The organism is uncultured Marinobacter sp. (assembly GCF_947488835.1).
Classification (GTDB): Bacteria; Pseudomonadota; Gammaproteobacteria; order Pseudomonadales; family Oleiphilaceae; genus Marinobacter.
On sequence record NZ_CANLBK010000004.1, the window covers coordinates 292,873 to 308,958 of the forward strand.

A 16,086-nucleotide genomic window follows, 5' to 3' on the forward strand; every position below is an offset into this window, starting at 1 on the left:
CGGCTTTGCGCAACATCAGGTAGTTCATGGATCCGAGAGAACGTCGAAGCAGCCCACGCAAACCTATCAAGCTTGCTGCCCAGATTGACCTGGGCACGGGTGAGACATGGCCGTGTCAGATTGCGGATTTTTGCCCGGAAGGGCTTTTTGTCCGCTACTCCGGTGAGACATCCCGTAAACTGGACCGAGCGTTTGCCACGGCAGGTCGATCTGAACTGACTGTGCGATTCCGCGGCCCCGATGGTAAACAGCGGCATGAGCTTCACGTTAGTGTTGCCAGGCGCATTGACGGTGCCATGGGCGTCAGTTTCACCCGCAATAATCCGGATGCCGTTGCGTCTATGCTGCAGCAATGTGGCGGGTCCGATAGCCAGGCGCGGGCGTCATTACGCGCTCCGAGTGAGCGAGTCCAGTTTGTTCTGCACCAGTCGGCGAGGGCGGTTATCCAGCACATAGAGCCGCTTATGGATGCCTGCTTTGTGCAAATGGCCGACACTCTGAAAGCAGCGGCGCAGAAAGCTACGAACGATCAGCAGGCGAACGAATTGATGGACTTTTCGGGCCAGGTTAGGGCCCGGCAACGGGTTGTCTGGCATCAGATGGCTCGTAGTCTCGAGTCACCGCTTAAACCTGCGCCTAAAGGCTTCCCGGGTTCCGAACTGTCTGTTGTGGACAAAGGAGAGTTCGAAGACTGGCTGACTATCCGGGTAATGGTGACAAAAGCCGACACCCAGTATCGCAAGGATCTTCTACAGCTCAAGCTTCGGTTGGACAAGCTGGGCATAGCCAACGCGACCGGGCACCACAACCCGCTAGGTCCATCGCTCGTGTGTGAGTCCTTTCATGGGGGGCTTTCTCAGCTCAAGGCGTCCAGAGAAGTCGAGAAAATTTGCCTGAAGGTGTTTGAGCAGTCAGTCCTGCACCACCTTGGACCACTCTATAAGGAACTGAACAATATTCTGATTCGCCATGGCGTTCTGCCGGATCTCGATCTCAGCAAGTACCTGAGTGAGCAAACCGCCAGTAGTCCTGAGGGTAAGTCAGCAGCGGAGCAAAGCCCGCCAAAGCCTGTGTCTGCGCCGTTGGAATCAACGCGTAACACTGCGCAGCAAAATAATCAGGCTCAGCCCGGCACGGAGCCGTCAGTGCCCCGTGATGCCGGCGCCGGAAAATCGCGGCTGGGTAGTGAATTCCGCGGCTATGCCCAAGCGGCTCAAACAGCCTTTGCGACCGTGCGGAACCTGCTGGGAACACTTTCAGCTACCCGGGCCAATGGCGGTAGTGCTGCGCCAGCGCCTTTTCCCGTCAACGCCCAGCCTATGTCCCCCGGTGAATTGCAGCGCGAACTCCAACAACTGCAGGCGGAGCCGGTTGAGGCGGCAACTAATGTTGTCCCCCTGCGCGAGCGGGTGGTGGAAAAAGTCCGCGAGATGGGCGGCAAGAAACTGGATGATGAACAACAAAGTACACTGGATGTTGTAGACCGCTTTTTTCACTCAATTACTGAGAGCCCGAAGCTCAGCGAATACGCTCAAGAGCGAATGCGCCAGCTTCAGGTTCCGGTATTGAAAGTGGTGATGCGCGATCCCGCCTTTTTTGATGACAAAAACAGCCCGGTTCGAGGCGTTATGAACCGACTGGCCCAGTTGGGTGTCAAGGGTGGTCGTCTGAACCCGGTGGTGCAGCGCAAGGTTGATGAGCTTGTCCAGCGTATCACTACTGAGTTTGAGCAGGATACCGGCGTTTTTGAGCACACTGTGCAAGAGCTGGATGGCTTGATTGACCGGCAGAACCTTGTTTACCGGCGCAATGTTGAACGGGTAACTGCCGCAGCCGAAGGCGCTCAGAAAGTAGCGGAATCGAAGGTTGCCGTAGCAGAGGTGTTGAGCCAGAAGCTGGCGGGCCGAAAGGTACCGAAAGCGGTGCTCAGCCTGTTGGATGGCGGCTGGCGGGATTTGCTGTCACTGACCTGGATTCGCCAAGGCCCGGACAGTCAGATCTGGGAGGACTACCTCGCGGTTGTCGATTCGCTGCTGACGTTTTCAGAAGATCGCGACTCCGCCATAAACCTGCCCGAATTGCTCCGGGTTATTCAGGATGGGCTTGCGTCTATTTCCAGTAACCACCTGCCATCGTCCCAGATACGGGATGAACTGAAACAGTTTCTGGTGCGCAGCCCTGAGAGCCCGCCGGAAATGGTGGAAGTGCCTAAAACACAACCTGTCAAAGATCTCAAAAAGTCGCTGTCTGAGCGTGAACAGCGCAGTCTGCAGCGCTGGATAAATCGCGCCCAGAGGCTGCGCACGGGTGATTGGCTTCGGGATCAGGAAAAGCCCGACGAGCCGCAGTATATCCGTCTGGTCTGGGTGGCTCGTGGTTTCACCCGGTTCGTGTTTGTGAACCACCAGGGTATGCGGGTAGTGGAACTTGAACTGGAAGCTCTGGCACGCCAGATGCGCAAAGGTATTATCGTGCCTGATGGCCAACACGAGCGGCCGTTGGTGGATGAGAGCATCGACCGAATGGTGCGTAAGGTTTATGACCAGTTATCCTGGGCCTCCACCCACGACGAGCTCACAGGGCTGCTCGGTCGCCGTGAATTTGAACGGATGCTTGACCAGCAGTTAGCAAGACGTGAAGACGAGCGCTCGCTGCTCCGGCTGGATCTGCGCAAGTTCCGGTTGTTGAATGACACGGCGGGTTATCAGGCGGGTGACGATGCGCTCAAACGTGTGGCGGATTTGTTGCGAGAGCATGTAGGGGACGGAATGCCTCTGGCAAGGCTCGCGGGGAACGAGTTTGGCATGCTGGTGCCAGCGGAAAACGCTGACGACGCGGCCCGCAATCTTATTCTGGCTGTCGAAGCGGCTGAGTTTGTCTATGGTGAGCGCAGCTATCAGTTGTCTGCCTGTATAGGTGTAGTACCGGAGTTGCCAGGTTTGGTTAGCGCCGAGCGTTGGCTGCGCGCATCTGAACAGGCTTTAGGTAGCGCCAGAACGAAAGGTCTTGGCAAGGTGGCGGAGTACTCTCTGGATGCCGGCGATCAGGCGCGGCAAGAGCAGATAGCGGCGAAAGTGGCCAGCCTTGGTGATCTCGACGAAGAGCGCATGCTGTTGCGTTGCCAGAAGATAATTCCACTGCACAGCCGTACCAAAATGGCCGCACAGTACGAAGTGCTGATCAGCATGTACGATGACGCCGGGGTGCTGATTACCGGGCGTGATTTTGTCCGCATGGCAGAGCGGTATGATCGCATGCAAGCGGTAGATCGCTGGGTGGTTGGCCATATGCTGGATTGGCTGCGGGTGCAGGCGCCTGATCCCCGCCACCTTGGCGGAGTGTGTATTAACCTCTCGGGTTATTCATTGAACGATCAGTCGCTGCTTGAGCATATCTATGAAAAGCTGAGTGAAAAAGACGCGCCCATCGAGCGTCTCTGGTTCGAAGTAACAGAAGCCTCGGCAATCAATGATGTGCAGGCGGTGGCAGACTTTATTATCGAGATGAAGGAGCTTGGTTGCAGATTCTGCCTCGGAAATTTCGGCAGTGGGCCTAGTTCGTTCGAGTTCATGCGCTCGCTCCCGGTGGATTTGATCAAGATAGACAGTGCCTTCACTGGCCAGCTCAGTACCAGTGAAACCGATCGCGCCATGGTGCAGTCCATGGTAGATATGGCGCATTATATGGACCGGGAAGTGATTGCCAGCCAGGTTGAATCCCGCGACGTTCTGGATACACTGAGACAGTTGGGCGTGGATTACGCTCAGGGCTTTGTGATTGAGAAGCCTCGCTCGCTCGACAGCCTTGCCTGACGTCTTCATGGCGTACATCCAACATTCACCAGAGTTTTATACAACCGACGGCGCACTTCAGCCATGTCAAAACGTCATCCCATTATTGCCGTAACCGGCTCGTCCGGTGCGGGCACCAGTACCACAGGCCAGATATTTCGGCGTATGTTTGCGAATGAGGGCCTAGCGGCGGCGATGGTCAGTGGCGACAGTTTTCACCGCTATAACCGAGAGCAGATGGCTCGACTGGCTGCCAAGGGTCAGTTTGGTGAGCGCAACCACTTTGCCCTTGCCGCCAACCACATCGACAAGTTGGAAGCGTTGTTTTACGACTACAGCCACACGGGCAATGGCCGGTATCGCCAGTATGTTCACGATGAAGATCGCGACCTTCAGGCCGAAGGCCATAAGCCCGGCACCTTTACGGCTTGGGGATCTTTGCAGGCAGACACGGATCTGCTGTTTTACGAGGGCTTACACGGCGCGGTAGTCAGTGAAGCCTACAATATTGCCCAGTACGTGGACTTGATGATTGGCGTGGTGCCTATCGTAAATCTGGAGTGGATTCAGAAAATACACCGGGACACCCATCAGCGCGGGTACAGTCAGGAAGCCGTGGTTACAACCATTATCAACCGTATGGATGACTACGTTCACGATATAGTGCCGCAGTTTTCACATACCCATATCAACTTCCAGCGCATCCCTCTGGTGGATACATCCAACCCGTTTGTGGTCCGGGATGTGCCGACCGAAGACGAAAGCATGTTTGTTATCCGGTTCCGGGATGCTTCAGAAGTAGATTTTTCCTACCTGCTGCAAGCGATTCAGAACAGCACCCTATCACGCCACGACACTCTGGTTATTCCAGGCACAAAAATGGCGCTGGCCATGGATCTTATTGTAAGACCGATGGTGCAGCGCCTGATCGCACAGAAATCCTTCGCCTGAATCTGCCAGAGCTTCGCCTGGCAGAGGCCAGGCCTTGCCGGGTACTCTTACTCCATGTTGCGTGAGTAGAATATCTCCAGTTTTTCGCGGCGAAGTCGCTCTTCAATCGTGCGCGCAATCTCAGGGTCAAGATCTTCGGCATTTTCACCGAAAACGTGGTTGTCGAGGTTGAACTCTTTCACCATCATTTTGGTGTGGAAAAGGTTTTCCTGATACACGTTCACATCGATCATCTGATAAGCATTCTGCGTATCTTCGGTCAGGTAGTTCTGGATCGAGTTGATGTCGTGATCAATGTAATGCTTGGTGCCATCTACATCGCGGGTAAAACCACGTACACGATAGTCAACGGTCACCACATCCGAATCGAAGCTGTGAATCAGGTAGTTCAGAACCTTCAAAGGCGAGATCAGGCCGCAGGTGGACACATCGATGTCTGCCCGGAAGGTGCTGATTCCCTCGTGGGGGTGACTCTCGGGGTAGGTGTGTACCGTCACATGGCTTTTGTCGAGGTGAGCTACGATGGTGTCGGGCAGTGGGCCGGGTGACTCTTCGTTGTCGGGCTCTTCACCGTCGGTCAGTTCATGCTCGGCGATGAGCATGGTCACCGACGCCCCATGGGGCTCGTAATCCTGACGGGCGATGTTGAGCACGTTTGCGCCAATGATCTTGACCACATCGGTCAGAATCTGGGTAAGGCGCTCTGCGTTATACATCTCATCGATGTAGTCAATATAGCCTTCGCGCTGCTCTTCAGTCTGCGCATAGCAGATGTCGTAGATATTGAAGCTCAGGGATTTCGTCAGGTTGTTGAAACCGTGCAACTGGAGTTTTGATTCCATGCTCAGGCCCTCCGATCTATGGAGATGAATGACGGCAGGGCGGTCGTTACACGCTCTGCGCAGGCCGCCACCGGCAAGGGTTCGGTTGTTCACCTTTTGCTCAAGCCGGCGGAGAAAGGGCGGTATTATGCACGCCCCGTTGTGTGTTGAATAGTGCTATGGGTCAGGCTTGGGCTGCGGTACGGATTTCGTGGCTGTGGCTGATTTCCACACCGGCTTTTTCAAGCATGATCGAAGCAGAACAATACTTCTCAGCAGACAAACTAACGGCGCGTTTCACTTGGCTTTCTTTCAGGTTGTGGCCGGTTACTACAAAGTGCAGGTGAATCTTCGTGAACACCGAGGGCACAGCATCCGCGCGCTGGGCTTCCAGCTCGGCATGGCAGGCGGTAACATCCTGGCGGCTCTTTTTCAGAATGCTCATCACATCAAAAGATGAACAGCCCCCAAGGCCCATCAGCAGCAGTTCCATGGGGCGGGGCCCGAGGTTTTCGCCACCGTGATCGGGTGGGCCATCCAGCTGCACAGAGTGGCCAGTGCCACTGGTAGCTCGGAAGCTGGCGTTGCCGGTCCAGTCGACGGATGCTTTCATCAAGGGTGTGCTCCTTTAGCGCGGTGGCGGTGATGGCCCACCTGGATGGTTTCGAATGGACAGGATGCTAGCATAACCGATAGCCTGTGGCAGTCGATGGCGAATGCTCTTGATACATTCGGTATACTGTTTCCAGTTGCCCGAAGCAGACCTTCTTGCTATAAGTTGTTATGTTATTTGGCAAAAAATAAACCCGCAGGGAAAGCCGGGTGAACAACAAACATCGGATCCCGCCAGTATTTGAGGAGGCACTACCCGCACTATGGCCACTATCATTAAGCCAGTTGAGCAGAAAACCAAACATCTCGACTATTTTCTTTCTCAGTGCCATCGCCGCCGCTACCCGGCCAAGAGCACCATTATTTACGCGGGCGACAAAAGCGACTCCCTCTTTTACATCGTTAAGGGTTCCGTCACGGTAATCATTGAAGATGATGATGGCCGCGAGATGATTATGGCCTACCTCAACGCCGGAGACTTCTTTGGCGAGATGGGGCTGTTCGATAATATGGATTCCCGTAGCGCCTGGGTGAAGGCGAAAACCGAGTGCGAGGTGGCGGAAATCAGCTACCCCAAGTTCCGGGAAATTGCCCAGCAGGATCTTGGGGTTCTCTACTTTATTGGCGAGCAAATGGCTTCGCGCCTGCGCCAGACTACCCGTAAAGTGGGCGATCTGGCATTCCTGGACGTAACTGGCCGGGTTGCCCGTACCTTGCTCGACCTGTGCAAGGAGCCAGACGCCATGACTCACCCGGATGGCATGCAGATCAAAATCACCCGTCAGGAAATTGGCCGCATTGTAGGCTGTTCCCGGGAAATGGTTGGCAGAGTGCTTAAAACCCTGGAAGATCAGGGACTTGTGAGGGTGAAGGGCAAAACCATGGTGGTTTTCGGAACCCGCTAAGAACGAATAAAGCTGCGTACTGCACTGGCAACGGCGTCTGGCTCTGCGAGCTGCGCCCAGTGCGGTGCGTTTAATTGCACTTGAGTAAGTTTGCCCGCCCATTGGTTTAGCTGCCCGAACAAGTCGGCACTCACATAACTGTCTTGCGTCAGAATAATCAGTTGCACCGGGCACCTTGCGAACCTTGGTTGCGGCCTGAGCAGGCGGGACAGAAAGTTGGCCCGGTACAATTGCACGCCGTAACGCCCGTCATCCCTCTGCGCGTCGCTGAAACAGGCATCTTTTACACCCTCCCGCTTCTGCATTAAAACGGGCCACTTTCTATCAAGCCCCATACTCCAGATGGCTTCCGGAACAACGGGCAGTTGAAACAAAAAAACGTACCAGGATTTAAGCAATTGCTTGGCCACTCTCATGGGCCCACCACCAGTCAGGTTTGAGGACTGTGTTCTTAACCAGGCCCCGACATGATCGAGGCAGGGGCCGGAAATCGATGTGAAGGAAAGAATGCGCTTCTGAAGAGGGCCTGACCCCACAGACTCCCAACTCTGTATGGATCCCCAGTCGTGGGCCAGTATGTGAAACCGCCGGTTAGGCAATAACTGATCCACAACGGCTTCAAGATCCTTCGCCAGCAGCGATAGGCGATAGTCTCGTGTGCGAACCGGCTTGTCTGAAAGGCCGGCCCCCCGAACGTCGTAGCGCACGAGAAAGAAATCGGACGCCAGAGCGTCAACAACTTTGTCCCATACGCGGTGATTGTCCGGGTACCCGTGAACCAGAACCAGAGGTATGCCCTCAGGGTTCCCTTCGGTCACGGCATGCAGTGAGATGTTGTTACTGGTGATACGGTGAGTGCTGTACATCATTGCAGGCCCGTTATCAGGAGTTGAACGGTGTATGCAAAGAAGCTTACGTGTCTGAATCCGGCGAGGCTGTGGCTAAAAGGGCCATAACCCGGTCTGTTTGATCAATCAACAATGGCGACGGACTTGATCTGCATCCAGACGTGCTGCCCGGGCTCAATGGCCAGAGTATGCACGGCTCGGCTGGTAAGGCGTGAAAGAAAAGGGGTTTGCCCTGCCAGTAGGCGCACAATGGATGTACCCGGGCTGACCTCCAAGGCTATTTCATCAACGCTCGCAGGCAGCAAATTCTGGATGCTCTGGTCGGTTTGCTCGCTTCGGGCCAGGCTGACATCCCGTGCAAGCACCTGTAACCGAACTTTCTGCCCGATTTTCAAACTCTCATCTGCGCGGAGCCAGAGGTGGCCACCCTCAAAATCCGCACGGCACAGGTGCCACTGCTCATCCCGCTCCGACAGGGTGGCATCGAGAATCACCCCGGCATCGTCCTCAAGGCCAAAGGGCTGGTTCGTGCGAGCCATAATTTGTTGCAGTGGGCCCTCCGCAACAACCCGTCCGCCATCCATCATCACAATATGGTCCGCCAGTCGTGCAACTTCGGCTGTGGAGTGGGACACATAGAGCATGGGGATGGCAAGGTTGTCCCGCAGGGCTTCCAGGTAGGGCATGATGTCCTGTTTGCTGGCCTGGTCGAGGGCAGACAGGGGTTCATCCATCAGTAACAACTTGGGGCTTGTGAGTAGTGCCCGGGCAATGGCCACACGCTGGCGCTCCCCGCCAGAGAGTTTCTCCGGCATGCGGCCAAGCAGGTGCGAGAGCCCCAACCATTCAACCGCCTGGTCGAAGGATATTTGGCGGTCGCTTTGCGGAATGCGCTTGTACCCGTACATCAGGTTGCGCTTTACCGAGAGGTGAGGAAACAGGCTGGTTTCCTGAAACACATAGGCCAGAGGCCGTTGATGAACGGGGCGGCTACCGGTTTCATTCTGCCATTCGTCGCCGTTCACGCGCATGGTGCCGTCCGACGGCTGCAGGCCTGCCATGCAACGCAGCAAGGTTGTTTTGCCGCAGCCGGAATGCCCGAACAGGGCGGTGAGCCCGCTACCCGGCAGACTCAGATCGACATTCAGTTCAAATGTCCCAACGTTGCAGGCGAAACGCGCCTGTATTCCTGAGGCGCTCATCATCTCACCAGCCCGGACTGCAGTCGGCCATTCAGTGAATACAGGGTTACAAGCACCACAAAGGAGAAGACAACCATGCCCGCGGCTAACCAGTGGGCTTGGGTGTACTCCAGGGATTCCACATGGTCGTAAATGGCTACCGAAAGCACCTTGGTTTCACCGGGTATGTTGCCACCGATCATCAATACAACGCCAAACTCGCCGATGGTGTGGGCAAAGGTGAGCACGCTGGCGGTCAGAACCCCAGGCCTTGCCAAGGGAATCACGATAGAAAAAAAGCGATCCCGGGGCGACGCCCGAAGTGTGGATGCGACTTCAAGAAGTTGCTGATTAATGGAGGCGAATGCGTTTTGCAGGGGCTGAACGGTAAATGGCAGGGAATAGATAACCGATGCAATGACCAGACCTTCAAAGGTGAAGGGCAATAAGCCAAGCCCCAACTGCTCGGTGATCTGGCCAACCACGCCTTTTGGACCCATCAGCACCAGCAGGTAGAACCCCAGAACCGTAGGCGGCAACACCAGGGGCAGGGCAACAATCGCTGCAATGGGTTGCCTTACCCAGTGATTACTGCGAGCCAGCCACCAAGCGATGGGCGTTCCCACCACCAGAAGTATGGCGGTGGTAAAACCTGCAAGCTTCAAGGTGAGCCACACTGGCTCCCAGTATATGTCCATGGAGTTGGCCGGGTTAGGTTTTAATGGTCGGTTTCATACCCAAAACTTTCAATGATGCCTCGGGCTTTGTCGCCGCGCAGGAACTCAAGCCACTGGCGGGCTGCATGGTTCTTTTCGCTGCGAGTCAGAAGAATAGCTTGTTGGTTGATGGGGGAATAGTCGGCTTGTGGAATCATCCAGAGCGAACCGCCTTTGTCGTCCCAAGCGCGCACCTGTGAGAGAGCAACAAAGCCGGACTGGGCATTGGTGGTGGCGACAAACTGAAAGGTTTGGGCAATCGAGTCGCCGCGAACCAGGCGATCCTGCAAAGCGTCCCAAAGGCCCAGTTTGGTGAGAACTTCCTGGGCAGCGAAACCGTAGGGTGCTGTTTTCGGATTTGCAATCGCCAGGCGGGCAAACTCGCCAGACTCAAGCCAGATCTTGGGATCCTCAAAGGTACCGGGTACCGGGCTCCAGAGCACCAGCTTGCCACGGGCATAGGTGAATCGTGTGCCGGATACGCCCTGGCCGTTTTTCTCAAGCAACTCCGGGCGAGGGCTGTCGGCGGCAAGAAACACATCAAACGGCGCGCCGTTATCAATTTGTGCGTAAAGCTTGCCGGTGGAGCCGTAGCTTGCAACCGCCTCCAGCCCGGTTGCTTCACCAAAGGCCGCAATGAGTTCCCGTGTTGTGTCGGTAAAGTTGGCGGCCACGGCGATGCGCACATCAGCCGCATAGGCAGTGCTGGCTGATGCCAGAGGTAGAAGAATTGTCAGGAATAGAGCTGCCCGTTGGCGATAGAGCTTTGTTTTCATGAGCATGGATCATTCTCCTTGTATCCGCTCAGATATAACGGTGAGGATAGTATATTTGCCGAGGGTCGGATACAAGAGAATCAGCATTTCTTATGGAAAAGTCAGGGCGTGGGCTTGTTGCTGAGCAAGGCGGCCAGTTCTGCGAGTTCGGGGCGCTCCGCGACGGCTTTTTCGTACTGCCGATAGAGCGTGAGTACTTTTAGCCCCTCTTCCGAAAGCTCAGCACCACCACCTTGATTGCCACCTGTGGCAGTGAGCACCAGGGGTTTCTGGAAACAGGTGTTCATGGTATCGACTAGCAACCATGCTCGCCGATAACTCATTTTTAAAGCTCGGGCGGCGGCTGAGATTGAGCGGTGCTGCTGGATCAATTCAAGCAATTGCGCCTTGCCAGGCCCAAGGGCAATGGCATCGCCGGCTTTAAGCCTAAGCCTTGGAACCAGGCGGGAGTTCCTATCTGGCATCGGTTTTATTTCCCCCGGCAAGCAGTGCTAGCACGTGGTCCCGAACTTCTTCAACATTGGTTTCGTTCAGCATCTCGTGGCGGCCGCCTTCGAATAGTCGAAGGCTGGTATCTTTTACGCCGGCTTGACGAATGGCTTCAAAATGCCGGGTAACACCTTTGCCCATTTCCCCTACGGGGTCATCTGTGCCAGAAAACAGATGAACCGGAAGATCTTTGCGCCACGCGGAAGGCTTGATTGTTAGCATCCCTTGAATGAAATCATGCCATAGGCCTGTGGTGCACTCGAACCCGCAGAGCGGGTCTGCTATGTATTTGTCTACCTGGGCTGTGTCCCGGCTTAGCCAATCGCAGTCGGTTCGGTTGGGCTCGAACATGCGGTTAAACTTGCCGAAGGACATTTTTGCAATTGTAGGGCTTCGGTGGTGCTTGCCGTGGAATCGCCGGATGCCGCTGATCAGCAATTCTGATAACCATAACTCGGGGCGGTTAATGCGGTTGGTGGCGCTGAGAATTAGCACATCCAGAGAATCCGGGTACTGCTGAGCGCAGCTCTGGGCGATAAACGACCCCATGCTGTGCCCAAGCAGGGCAAGGGGAATTTCGGGGAAGCGCGCCCGCGTGTCAAGTAGCACCAGGTTCAGATCGTCGACGACCTTTTCCCAGCCACCTGTATCGCTGTAGTGCCCGAGCTGGTCGGGAGTGCATGCAAGGCCATGCCCCCTGTGATTCATGGTTACAACGGCAATACCTCGTTCGGCCAGCCAACGGGCGAAATCGATATAACGCCCCGCATGCTCTGCCATGCCATGGGCGATAACCAGAACGGACCGGGGCGTGTCTGGAGAAAAAATCGTGCCCGTAATGGTGTGGCTATTCTGGCCGTTCAGGCTCAGGGGCTGTTCTTGCATGCTGTGTTCCGGAAGCTGTTTGAGTCGAACGTTCCCACTCTGGTGGTTTCCAGAGATGGCTTACTCGAGAGACTAGTCTACCCGGGCGGGCCATGTCGCGGAACAGATCCACGTATTCATGTGTCCATAGCACAAGCAGATTGTTGGATGGCGCCGGGCGGGTAATACCATACTCCACCGGCATGTTGGCATCTTCCGCTGTAAAGGTTCCGAACAAACGGTCCCAGATGATCAGGGTGCCGCCGTAATTCTGGTCAATATATTCCGGGTTGCGGCCATGATGAACACGGTGATGGCTAGGGGTGTTGAATACCTGTTCGATCCATCGAGGCAGCTCCCCGATCAGTGTGGTGTGAACGAAAAACTGATACACCAGAGACAGCGCGTAAGCGATGCCGATCCAGACCGGATTGAACCCGAGCAGTGCCATGGGCAGATAAAAAGCCCAGCCGCCGTTGAAGATATTTGTGGCATTCTGGCGCATGGCCGTGGAGAAATTCATGCGCTCTGATGAATGGTGGACAACGTGGGCGGCCCAAAACCAGCGCATGCGGTGGCTGGCGCGATGCATCCAGTAAAAACAGAAATCGACGCCCAGAAAGGTAAGGACGCCTGTGAGCCAATTCAGCTCCAATTCAAACAGGCGGTAGTGATAGCACAGGGCGTAAACCGGAAACGCAACAATGCCCGCGAACAATAACTCTGTTGTCTGGTAACCCGCGCCCAATGTGAAGTTCCGGACAGCTTCGCGAGTATCCATCAGTAACGGGTTATGCCTGATCTTCATGTACTCAAAGGCTGCTACCGCAATGAAAATCGGCGTCGCGACCAAAAAAATAAGTTGCCGTTCATCCAGCGCCAGCCAAGGGGATACGGCTTGCCAGAGTGGCAGCAGGCCGCTTTCCTCAAGTACAGCGAACATCATTTCGGTAAATGACACAGGTAGACCCTCCTTTTCGATTCCACAGCATTCTGGCATGGGTCTGTGAAATCGAGAGAGTCGTATCGCGCCACCGGGAGTAGCGGTTTACGCCAAAGGGTTACCGGTTATCGCTGTACACTTTGGCAAGCACCTGTAGTTGAGGCTGCCATGTTGTAAGCCAGCCCTTGATTTCCTTCGGAATTCGCGCCGGCTTTGGCCAGGGCACCGGGTAGGCCTCAGGCTGAAAAAGCGGCGCAAAAAGGGATGCTGCTGTGAGATCTGCTCGGGAGAATGAGTCACCCGCCAGAAACGGCTGCTGGCTGTATATTTCTGCCAATTCAGTCAGTAATTCTTCCAGTACCTTCCTCGATTCTTCGGCAGTTTTCTCGTTGATCTTCATCCACTTTCGCATAACTTCGTTTACTCGGCTGAATGCCAGGCTAAGCAGAATGCGATTGTAAAAAGGTGTGCCTGCGGTAAGTAGTGGCACCACAATTTTCGGCCGCTGCAAAAAGTGATGGTAGGAGTAGCAACGCACGGCAGGGCCCGCCAGGTCATCCAGACACTTTTCCCACGCCAGAACTCCGGATTTTCCAGGCTCATCCATCGGAGTAAGCGGCTTTTCAGGATAGGTTTTGTCGAGGTAGTCGAGTATGTCAGAGGAACCCTGGATAACCTCGCCATCATGCACCAGCACCGGCACAGATGCGCCCGCGCCTTTGGTGAGCTTTTGCATGGTTTTTATGTGCTGTCCCGGCAACAGGTTTGTGGTTTCATAACTGAGATTCTTGTAATCCAGTGCCCAGCGGATTTTCTCGCAGTAGTGGGATATAGCGAATTGATAAAGCCTGAGAGCCATGGGTTGCCTCCTGAGTGAGAAGGCTCAGCATAGCGTCGCGTTGTGTAGATAAAAAGTAAAAGGGGCAGTCAAGTCGCGTGTTTTTAAAGGTGACCGGGCCCCGGCAATTGGTTTTTAGGCATACGAGATATTAAGATGCCGGCATTCATTCACGAAATAACAGCAAAGGGCTTTCTATGCACTTGCAGCGCTTTTTGAAGGCATCTGCCGTCGCCGCGACGGGGCTTATTATTTCCGCGTGTGCCTCGGGGCCAAAGACCTCGGGTGCTATTGGTAGCTACCAGTGTGGTCAATTGGATGTCACGGTTGCCAGTGCGGGCGATGGCGATTTACTGGGTGTTGATTACCAGGGCAAACGGCTACTCCTGAAACCGAAGCAAAGCGCGTCTGGCGCGCTTTATGTGGCGACCGGGGATGATCAAACTCAACTCTGGAGCAAAGGGGAGCGCGCTACCTTTACGGTGAAGGGGCAGACCTATCCCGAGTGCTTGCAGGCGGGTGCGCTGGAAATGCCGTTTGAAGCTACTGGAAATGAGCCTTTTTGGCACATTCGTGTAGAAGGCGAGGAGCTGGTGCTGAATCGCCCTTATGACACCGGAGAGCCCGAACGAGTTGCTCTGGAAACAACTGTTGCAAACCGCCACGGTCGGGAGTTTCGTGGTGAACTGGAAGGCCAGGAATTCACGATGAAAGTAGCCCGCCAGCTGTGTGAAGACACTATGTCTGGTGCCCAGTTTCCGGCTCAGGTTCGTCTGGAGTTGAATGGAGAGGTATTTCAGGGTTGTGGTGGTGATCCGGATCGCCTGTTCCGCGGTGCTGAGTGGGTGGTGGAAGACCTTGCAGGCGCAGGCATTATTGATCGCTCCCGTATAACCGTCGAGTTTTCTGAGGACAACCGCGTTGCCGGCAGAGCTTCGTGCAACCGTTACGGGGGGCAGTACGAACTCACAGCCGAAGGGGTGAGCTTTGACCACATGTTTGCAACGAAAATGGCTTGCGCGCCGGCACTTATGAACCAGGAAGATCGCTTTCTGGAGCTCCTGTCAAAAGTGAAGCTTGCAGCTATTGGGCGCAACGGTGAGTTGGTGCTGACAACAGACGCGGGGGAGACAATCACGGCGTTTCAGTCAACCGAGAACAAAGGCACTCCGTAGCCTGCAAGAATGTCATTGAGCCGGCCTGACTGTCGTAGATTTTTAATGCCTCCCGACAGAATGCGGGCCAGGGGGCGGGTCCGGACAATACTTTGTATCGGCCCCGAACACTGAGTCTAAGCTGCAGTGGCGCTGGTCAGCCGTTTGAGGGAACCAGCGCGCGTGTCAGTGCTTTCATGCACAGGCTGCCGACAGCCTCGCCGTTGCGCACTACCCTGAACACCTTATCCGTATCGCCGCCAGATAGAGAAAGCACAGTTTCTAGATTGTCCTTCTCGGAAAGGTCACCTGCATAATCTATATCCTCATCAACATCGCGGCTCATGATAGAGCGCACCCGAAGAACCCGTGCGCGATTGATATCGTTTATAAAGGCGACAATATAAGGGTCGTTGGGGTTGAGCAGAATGTCCTGGGGGTCACCTTGCTGCACCACTTCCCCGTCTTTGAGTATCACCAGGTGGTCGGACAGTTTCAGTGCTTCATCCAGATCGTGGGTGATGAAAATAATGGTTTTCTGAAGTTCGCTCTGAAGCTCCAGAAGTAAATCCTGCATGTCTGAACGGATCAGGGGGTCCAGTGCAGAAAAAGCTTCGTCCATAAGCATGACGGGTGAGTTGGAAACCAGCGCCCGGGCTATGCCCACCCGTTGCTGCATGCCGCCAGACAACTGATGGGGGAATTGGTTCTCGTTGCCCTCTAGCCCAACCCTGGCAAGCCACCTCACAGCTTCACCTTCGAAATCCGCGACGTTCGAACCACGAATGTTGAGCGCCATTCCAGCGTTCTCAAGCACCGTTTTGTGGGGCAGCAAGGCAAATTTCTGGAACACCATAGACATCTGTTCGCGTCTTAGTTGGCGCAGTTCTTCTTCATTCAAATCGAGAACGTTCTTGCCATCAAGGCGGATTTCACCGGCGGTAGGCTCAATAAGGCGGTTCAGATGGCGGATCAGCGTTGATTTACCGGAACCCGAGAGCCCCATGATCACGGTGATCTTGCCATCATAGATATCCACGTTGATATCTCTAAGACCCAGAACGTGGTTTTGCTGATCCAGAAGATCCGCCTTGTTCATGCCCCGTTTTACATACTCAAGCGCCACGTCTGGCGTGGGGCCGAATATCTTGTAGAGGTTCTTTATGGAAATCTTTATGTCATTTGCCACGTTTTGTC

General features: G+C 55.0%; 15 protein-coding genes. 4 read left to right on the plus strand and 11 right to left on the minus strand.

Going from position 1 to position 16,086, the window contains the following annotated elements; all coding sequences use genetic code 11:
- Positions 1-26: 26 nt before the first annotated feature.
- Together Q0824_RS14955 and Q0824_RS14960 are read left to right on the plus strand one after the other, a co-directional pair.
- Entirely contained in the window at positions 27-3,812 is a 3,786-nt protein-coding gene (locus tag Q0824_RS14955) for a DUF1631 family protein (protein ID WP_298452407.1), read from the plus strand.
- 63 nt (positions 3,813-3,875) lie between these two features.
- Positions 3,876-4,742 (plus strand): phosphoribulokinase, encoded by an 867-nt coding sequence (locus tag Q0824_RS14960; protein ID WP_298452410.1) that lies wholly within the window; start codon positions 3,876-3,878, stop codon positions 4,740-4,742.
- Positions 4,743-4,789: 47 nt separating this feature from the next.
- On the opposite strand, the gene speD is transcribed toward Q0824_RS14960, so the two are convergent.
- Together speD and Q0824_RS14970 are read right to left on the minus strand one after the other, a co-directional pair.
- Positions 4,790-5,584 carry an adenosylmethionine decarboxylase gene (gene speD, locus Q0824_RS14965; protein ID WP_298452412.1) on the minus strand — a complete coding sequence of 265 codons (795 nt, stop codon included), beginning with the start codon at positions 5,582-5,584 and terminating at the stop codon, positions 4,790-4,792.
- Positions 5,585-5,747: 163 nt separating this feature from the next.
- Positions 5,748-6,176 (minus strand): OsmC family protein, encoded by a 429-nt coding sequence (locus Q0824_RS14970; protein WP_298452415.1) that lies wholly within the window; start codon positions 6,174-6,176, stop codon positions 5,748-5,750.
- Between the two features lie 262 nt (positions 6,177-6,438).
- Between Q0824_RS14970 and crp the strand changes: the two genes are divergently transcribed.
- The gene (gene crp / locus Q0824_RS14975) at positions 6,439-7,080 is read left to right on the plus strand and encodes a cAMP-activated global transcriptional regulator CRP (RefSeq protein WP_100638015.1); all 642 of its coding nucleotides are present in this window, start codon (positions 6,439-6,441) and stop codon (positions 7,078-7,080) included.
- Here the strand turns inward: crp and Q0824_RS14980 are convergent.
- From Q0824_RS14980 to Q0824_RS15015, 8 genes are all read right to left on the minus strand, one after another.
- Complete coding sequence (locus Q0824_RS14980; protein ID WP_298452420.1) at positions 7,077-7,949, minus strand: alpha/beta fold hydrolase; 873 nt, start codon at positions 7,947-7,949, stop codon at positions 7,077-7,079. The genes crp and Q0824_RS14980 overlap by 4 nt on opposite strands.
- 101 nt (positions 7,950-8,050) lie before the next feature.
- Complete coding sequence (gene modC, locus Q0824_RS14985) at positions 8,051-9,130, minus strand: molybdenum ABC transporter ATP-binding protein (protein ID WP_298452423.1); 1,080 nt, start codon at positions 9,128-9,130, stop codon at positions 8,051-8,053.
- Positions 9,130-9,807, minus strand: a complete 678-nt coding sequence (modB, locus tag Q0824_RS14990; RefSeq protein WP_298452426.1) for a molybdate ABC transporter permease subunit — start codon at positions 9,805-9,807, stop codon at positions 9,130-9,132. Before modB ends, modC begins: the two co-directional genes overlap by 1 nt.
- Before the next feature lie 20 nt (positions 9,808-9,827).
- On the minus strand, positions 9,828-10,601 hold the full coding sequence (gene modA / locus Q0824_RS14995) for a molybdate ABC transporter substrate-binding protein (RefSeq protein WP_298452658.1): 774 nt from the start codon (positions 10,599-10,601) through the stop codon (positions 9,828-9,830).
- Between the two features lie 101 nt (positions 10,602-10,702).
- Positions 10,703-11,065, minus strand: a complete 363-nt coding sequence (locus Q0824_RS15000) for a LysR family transcriptional regulator (protein ID WP_298452429.1) — start codon at positions 11,063-11,065, stop codon at positions 10,703-10,705.
- Positions 11,055-11,975 carry an alpha/beta hydrolase gene (locus Q0824_RS15005; protein WP_298452432.1) on the minus strand — a complete coding sequence of 307 codons (921 nt, stop codon included), beginning with the start codon at positions 11,973-11,975 and terminating at the stop codon, positions 11,055-11,057. Before Q0824_RS15005 ends, Q0824_RS15000 begins: the two co-directional genes overlap by 11 nt.
- Positions 11,938-12,915, minus strand: a complete 978-nt coding sequence (locus tag Q0824_RS15010; RefSeq protein ID WP_298452435.1) for a sterol desaturase family protein — start codon at positions 12,913-12,915, stop codon at positions 11,938-11,940. The genes Q0824_RS15005 and Q0824_RS15010 overlap by 38 nt, the downstream gene beginning before the upstream one ends.
- Positions 12,916-13,015: 100 nt before the next feature.
- On the minus strand, positions 13,016-13,756 hold the full coding sequence (locus Q0824_RS15015; RefSeq protein ID WP_298452437.1) for a glutathione S-transferase family protein: 741 nt from the start codon (positions 13,754-13,756) through the stop codon (positions 13,016-13,018).
- 176 nt (positions 13,757-13,932) lie between these two features.
- On the opposite strand from Q0824_RS15015, the gene Q0824_RS15020 reads away from it, so the two are divergent.
- Positions 13,933-14,910, plus strand: coding sequence for an META domain-containing protein (locus Q0824_RS15020; protein ID WP_298452440.1), 978 nt, complete (start codon positions 13,933-13,935; stop codon positions 14,908-14,910).
- A gap of 136 nt (positions 14,911-15,046) precedes the next feature.
- On the opposite strand, the gene Q0824_RS15025 is transcribed toward Q0824_RS15020, so the two are convergent.
- Positions 15,047-16,078, minus strand: a complete 1,032-nt coding sequence (locus tag Q0824_RS15025) for a betaine/proline/choline family ABC transporter ATP-binding protein (protein ID WP_298452442.1) — start codon at positions 16,076-16,078, stop codon at positions 15,047-15,049.
- Between the last annotated feature and the right edge of the window lie 8 nt (positions 16,079-16,086).

Bases quoted from the DNA above. Each gene is read 5' to 3' on its own strand.
- Q0824_RS14970 (WP_298452415.1), bottom strand. From the start codon at position 6,176: ATGAAAGCATCCGTCGACTGGACCGGCAACGCCAGCTTCCGAGCTACC.
- Q0824_RS15020 (WP_298452440.1), top strand. From the start codon at position 13,933: ATGCACTTGCAGCGCTTTTTGAAGGCATCTGCCGTCGCCGCGACGGGG.
- modC (WP_298452423.1), bottom strand. From the start codon at position 9,130: ATGAGCGCCTCAGGAATACAGGCGCGTTTCGCCTGCAACGTTGGGACA.
- Q0824_RS14955 (WP_298452407.1), top strand. From the start codon at position 27: ATGGATCCGAGAGAACGTCGAAGCAGCCCACGCAAACCTATCAAGCTT.
- Q0824_RS14980 (WP_298452420.1), bottom strand. From the start codon at position 7,949: ATGATGTACAGCACTCACCGTATCACCAGTAACAACATCTCACTGCAT.
- speD (WP_298452412.1), bottom strand. From the start codon at position 5,584: ATGGAATCAAAACTCCAGTTGCACGGTTTCAACAACCTGACGAAATCC.
- modA (WP_298452658.1), bottom strand. From the start codon at position 10,601: ATGAAAACAAAGCTCTATCGCCAACGGGCAGCTCTATTCCTGACAATT.
- Q0824_RS15000 (WP_298452429.1), bottom strand. From the start codon at position 11,065: ATGCCAGATAGGAACTCCCGCCTGGTTCCAAGGCTTAGGCTTAAAGCC.
- Q0824_RS14960 (WP_298452410.1), top strand. From the start codon at position 3,876: ATGTCAAAACGTCATCCCATTATTGCCGTAACCGGCTCGTCCGGTGCG.
- modB (WP_298452426.1), bottom strand. From the start codon at position 9,807: ATGGACATATACTGGGAGCCAGTGTGGCTCACCTTGAAGCTTGCAGGT.
- Q0824_RS15015 (WP_298452437.1), bottom strand. From the start codon at position 13,756: ATGGCTCTCAGGCTTTATCAATTCGCTATATCCCACTACTGCGAGAAA.
- crp (WP_100638015.1), top strand. From the start codon at position 6,439: ATGGCCACTATCATTAAGCCAGTTGAGCAGAAAACCAAACATCTCGAC.
- Q0824_RS15005 (WP_298452432.1), bottom strand. From the start codon at position 11,975: ATGCAAGAACAGCCCCTGAGCCTGAACGGCCAGAATAGCCACACCATT.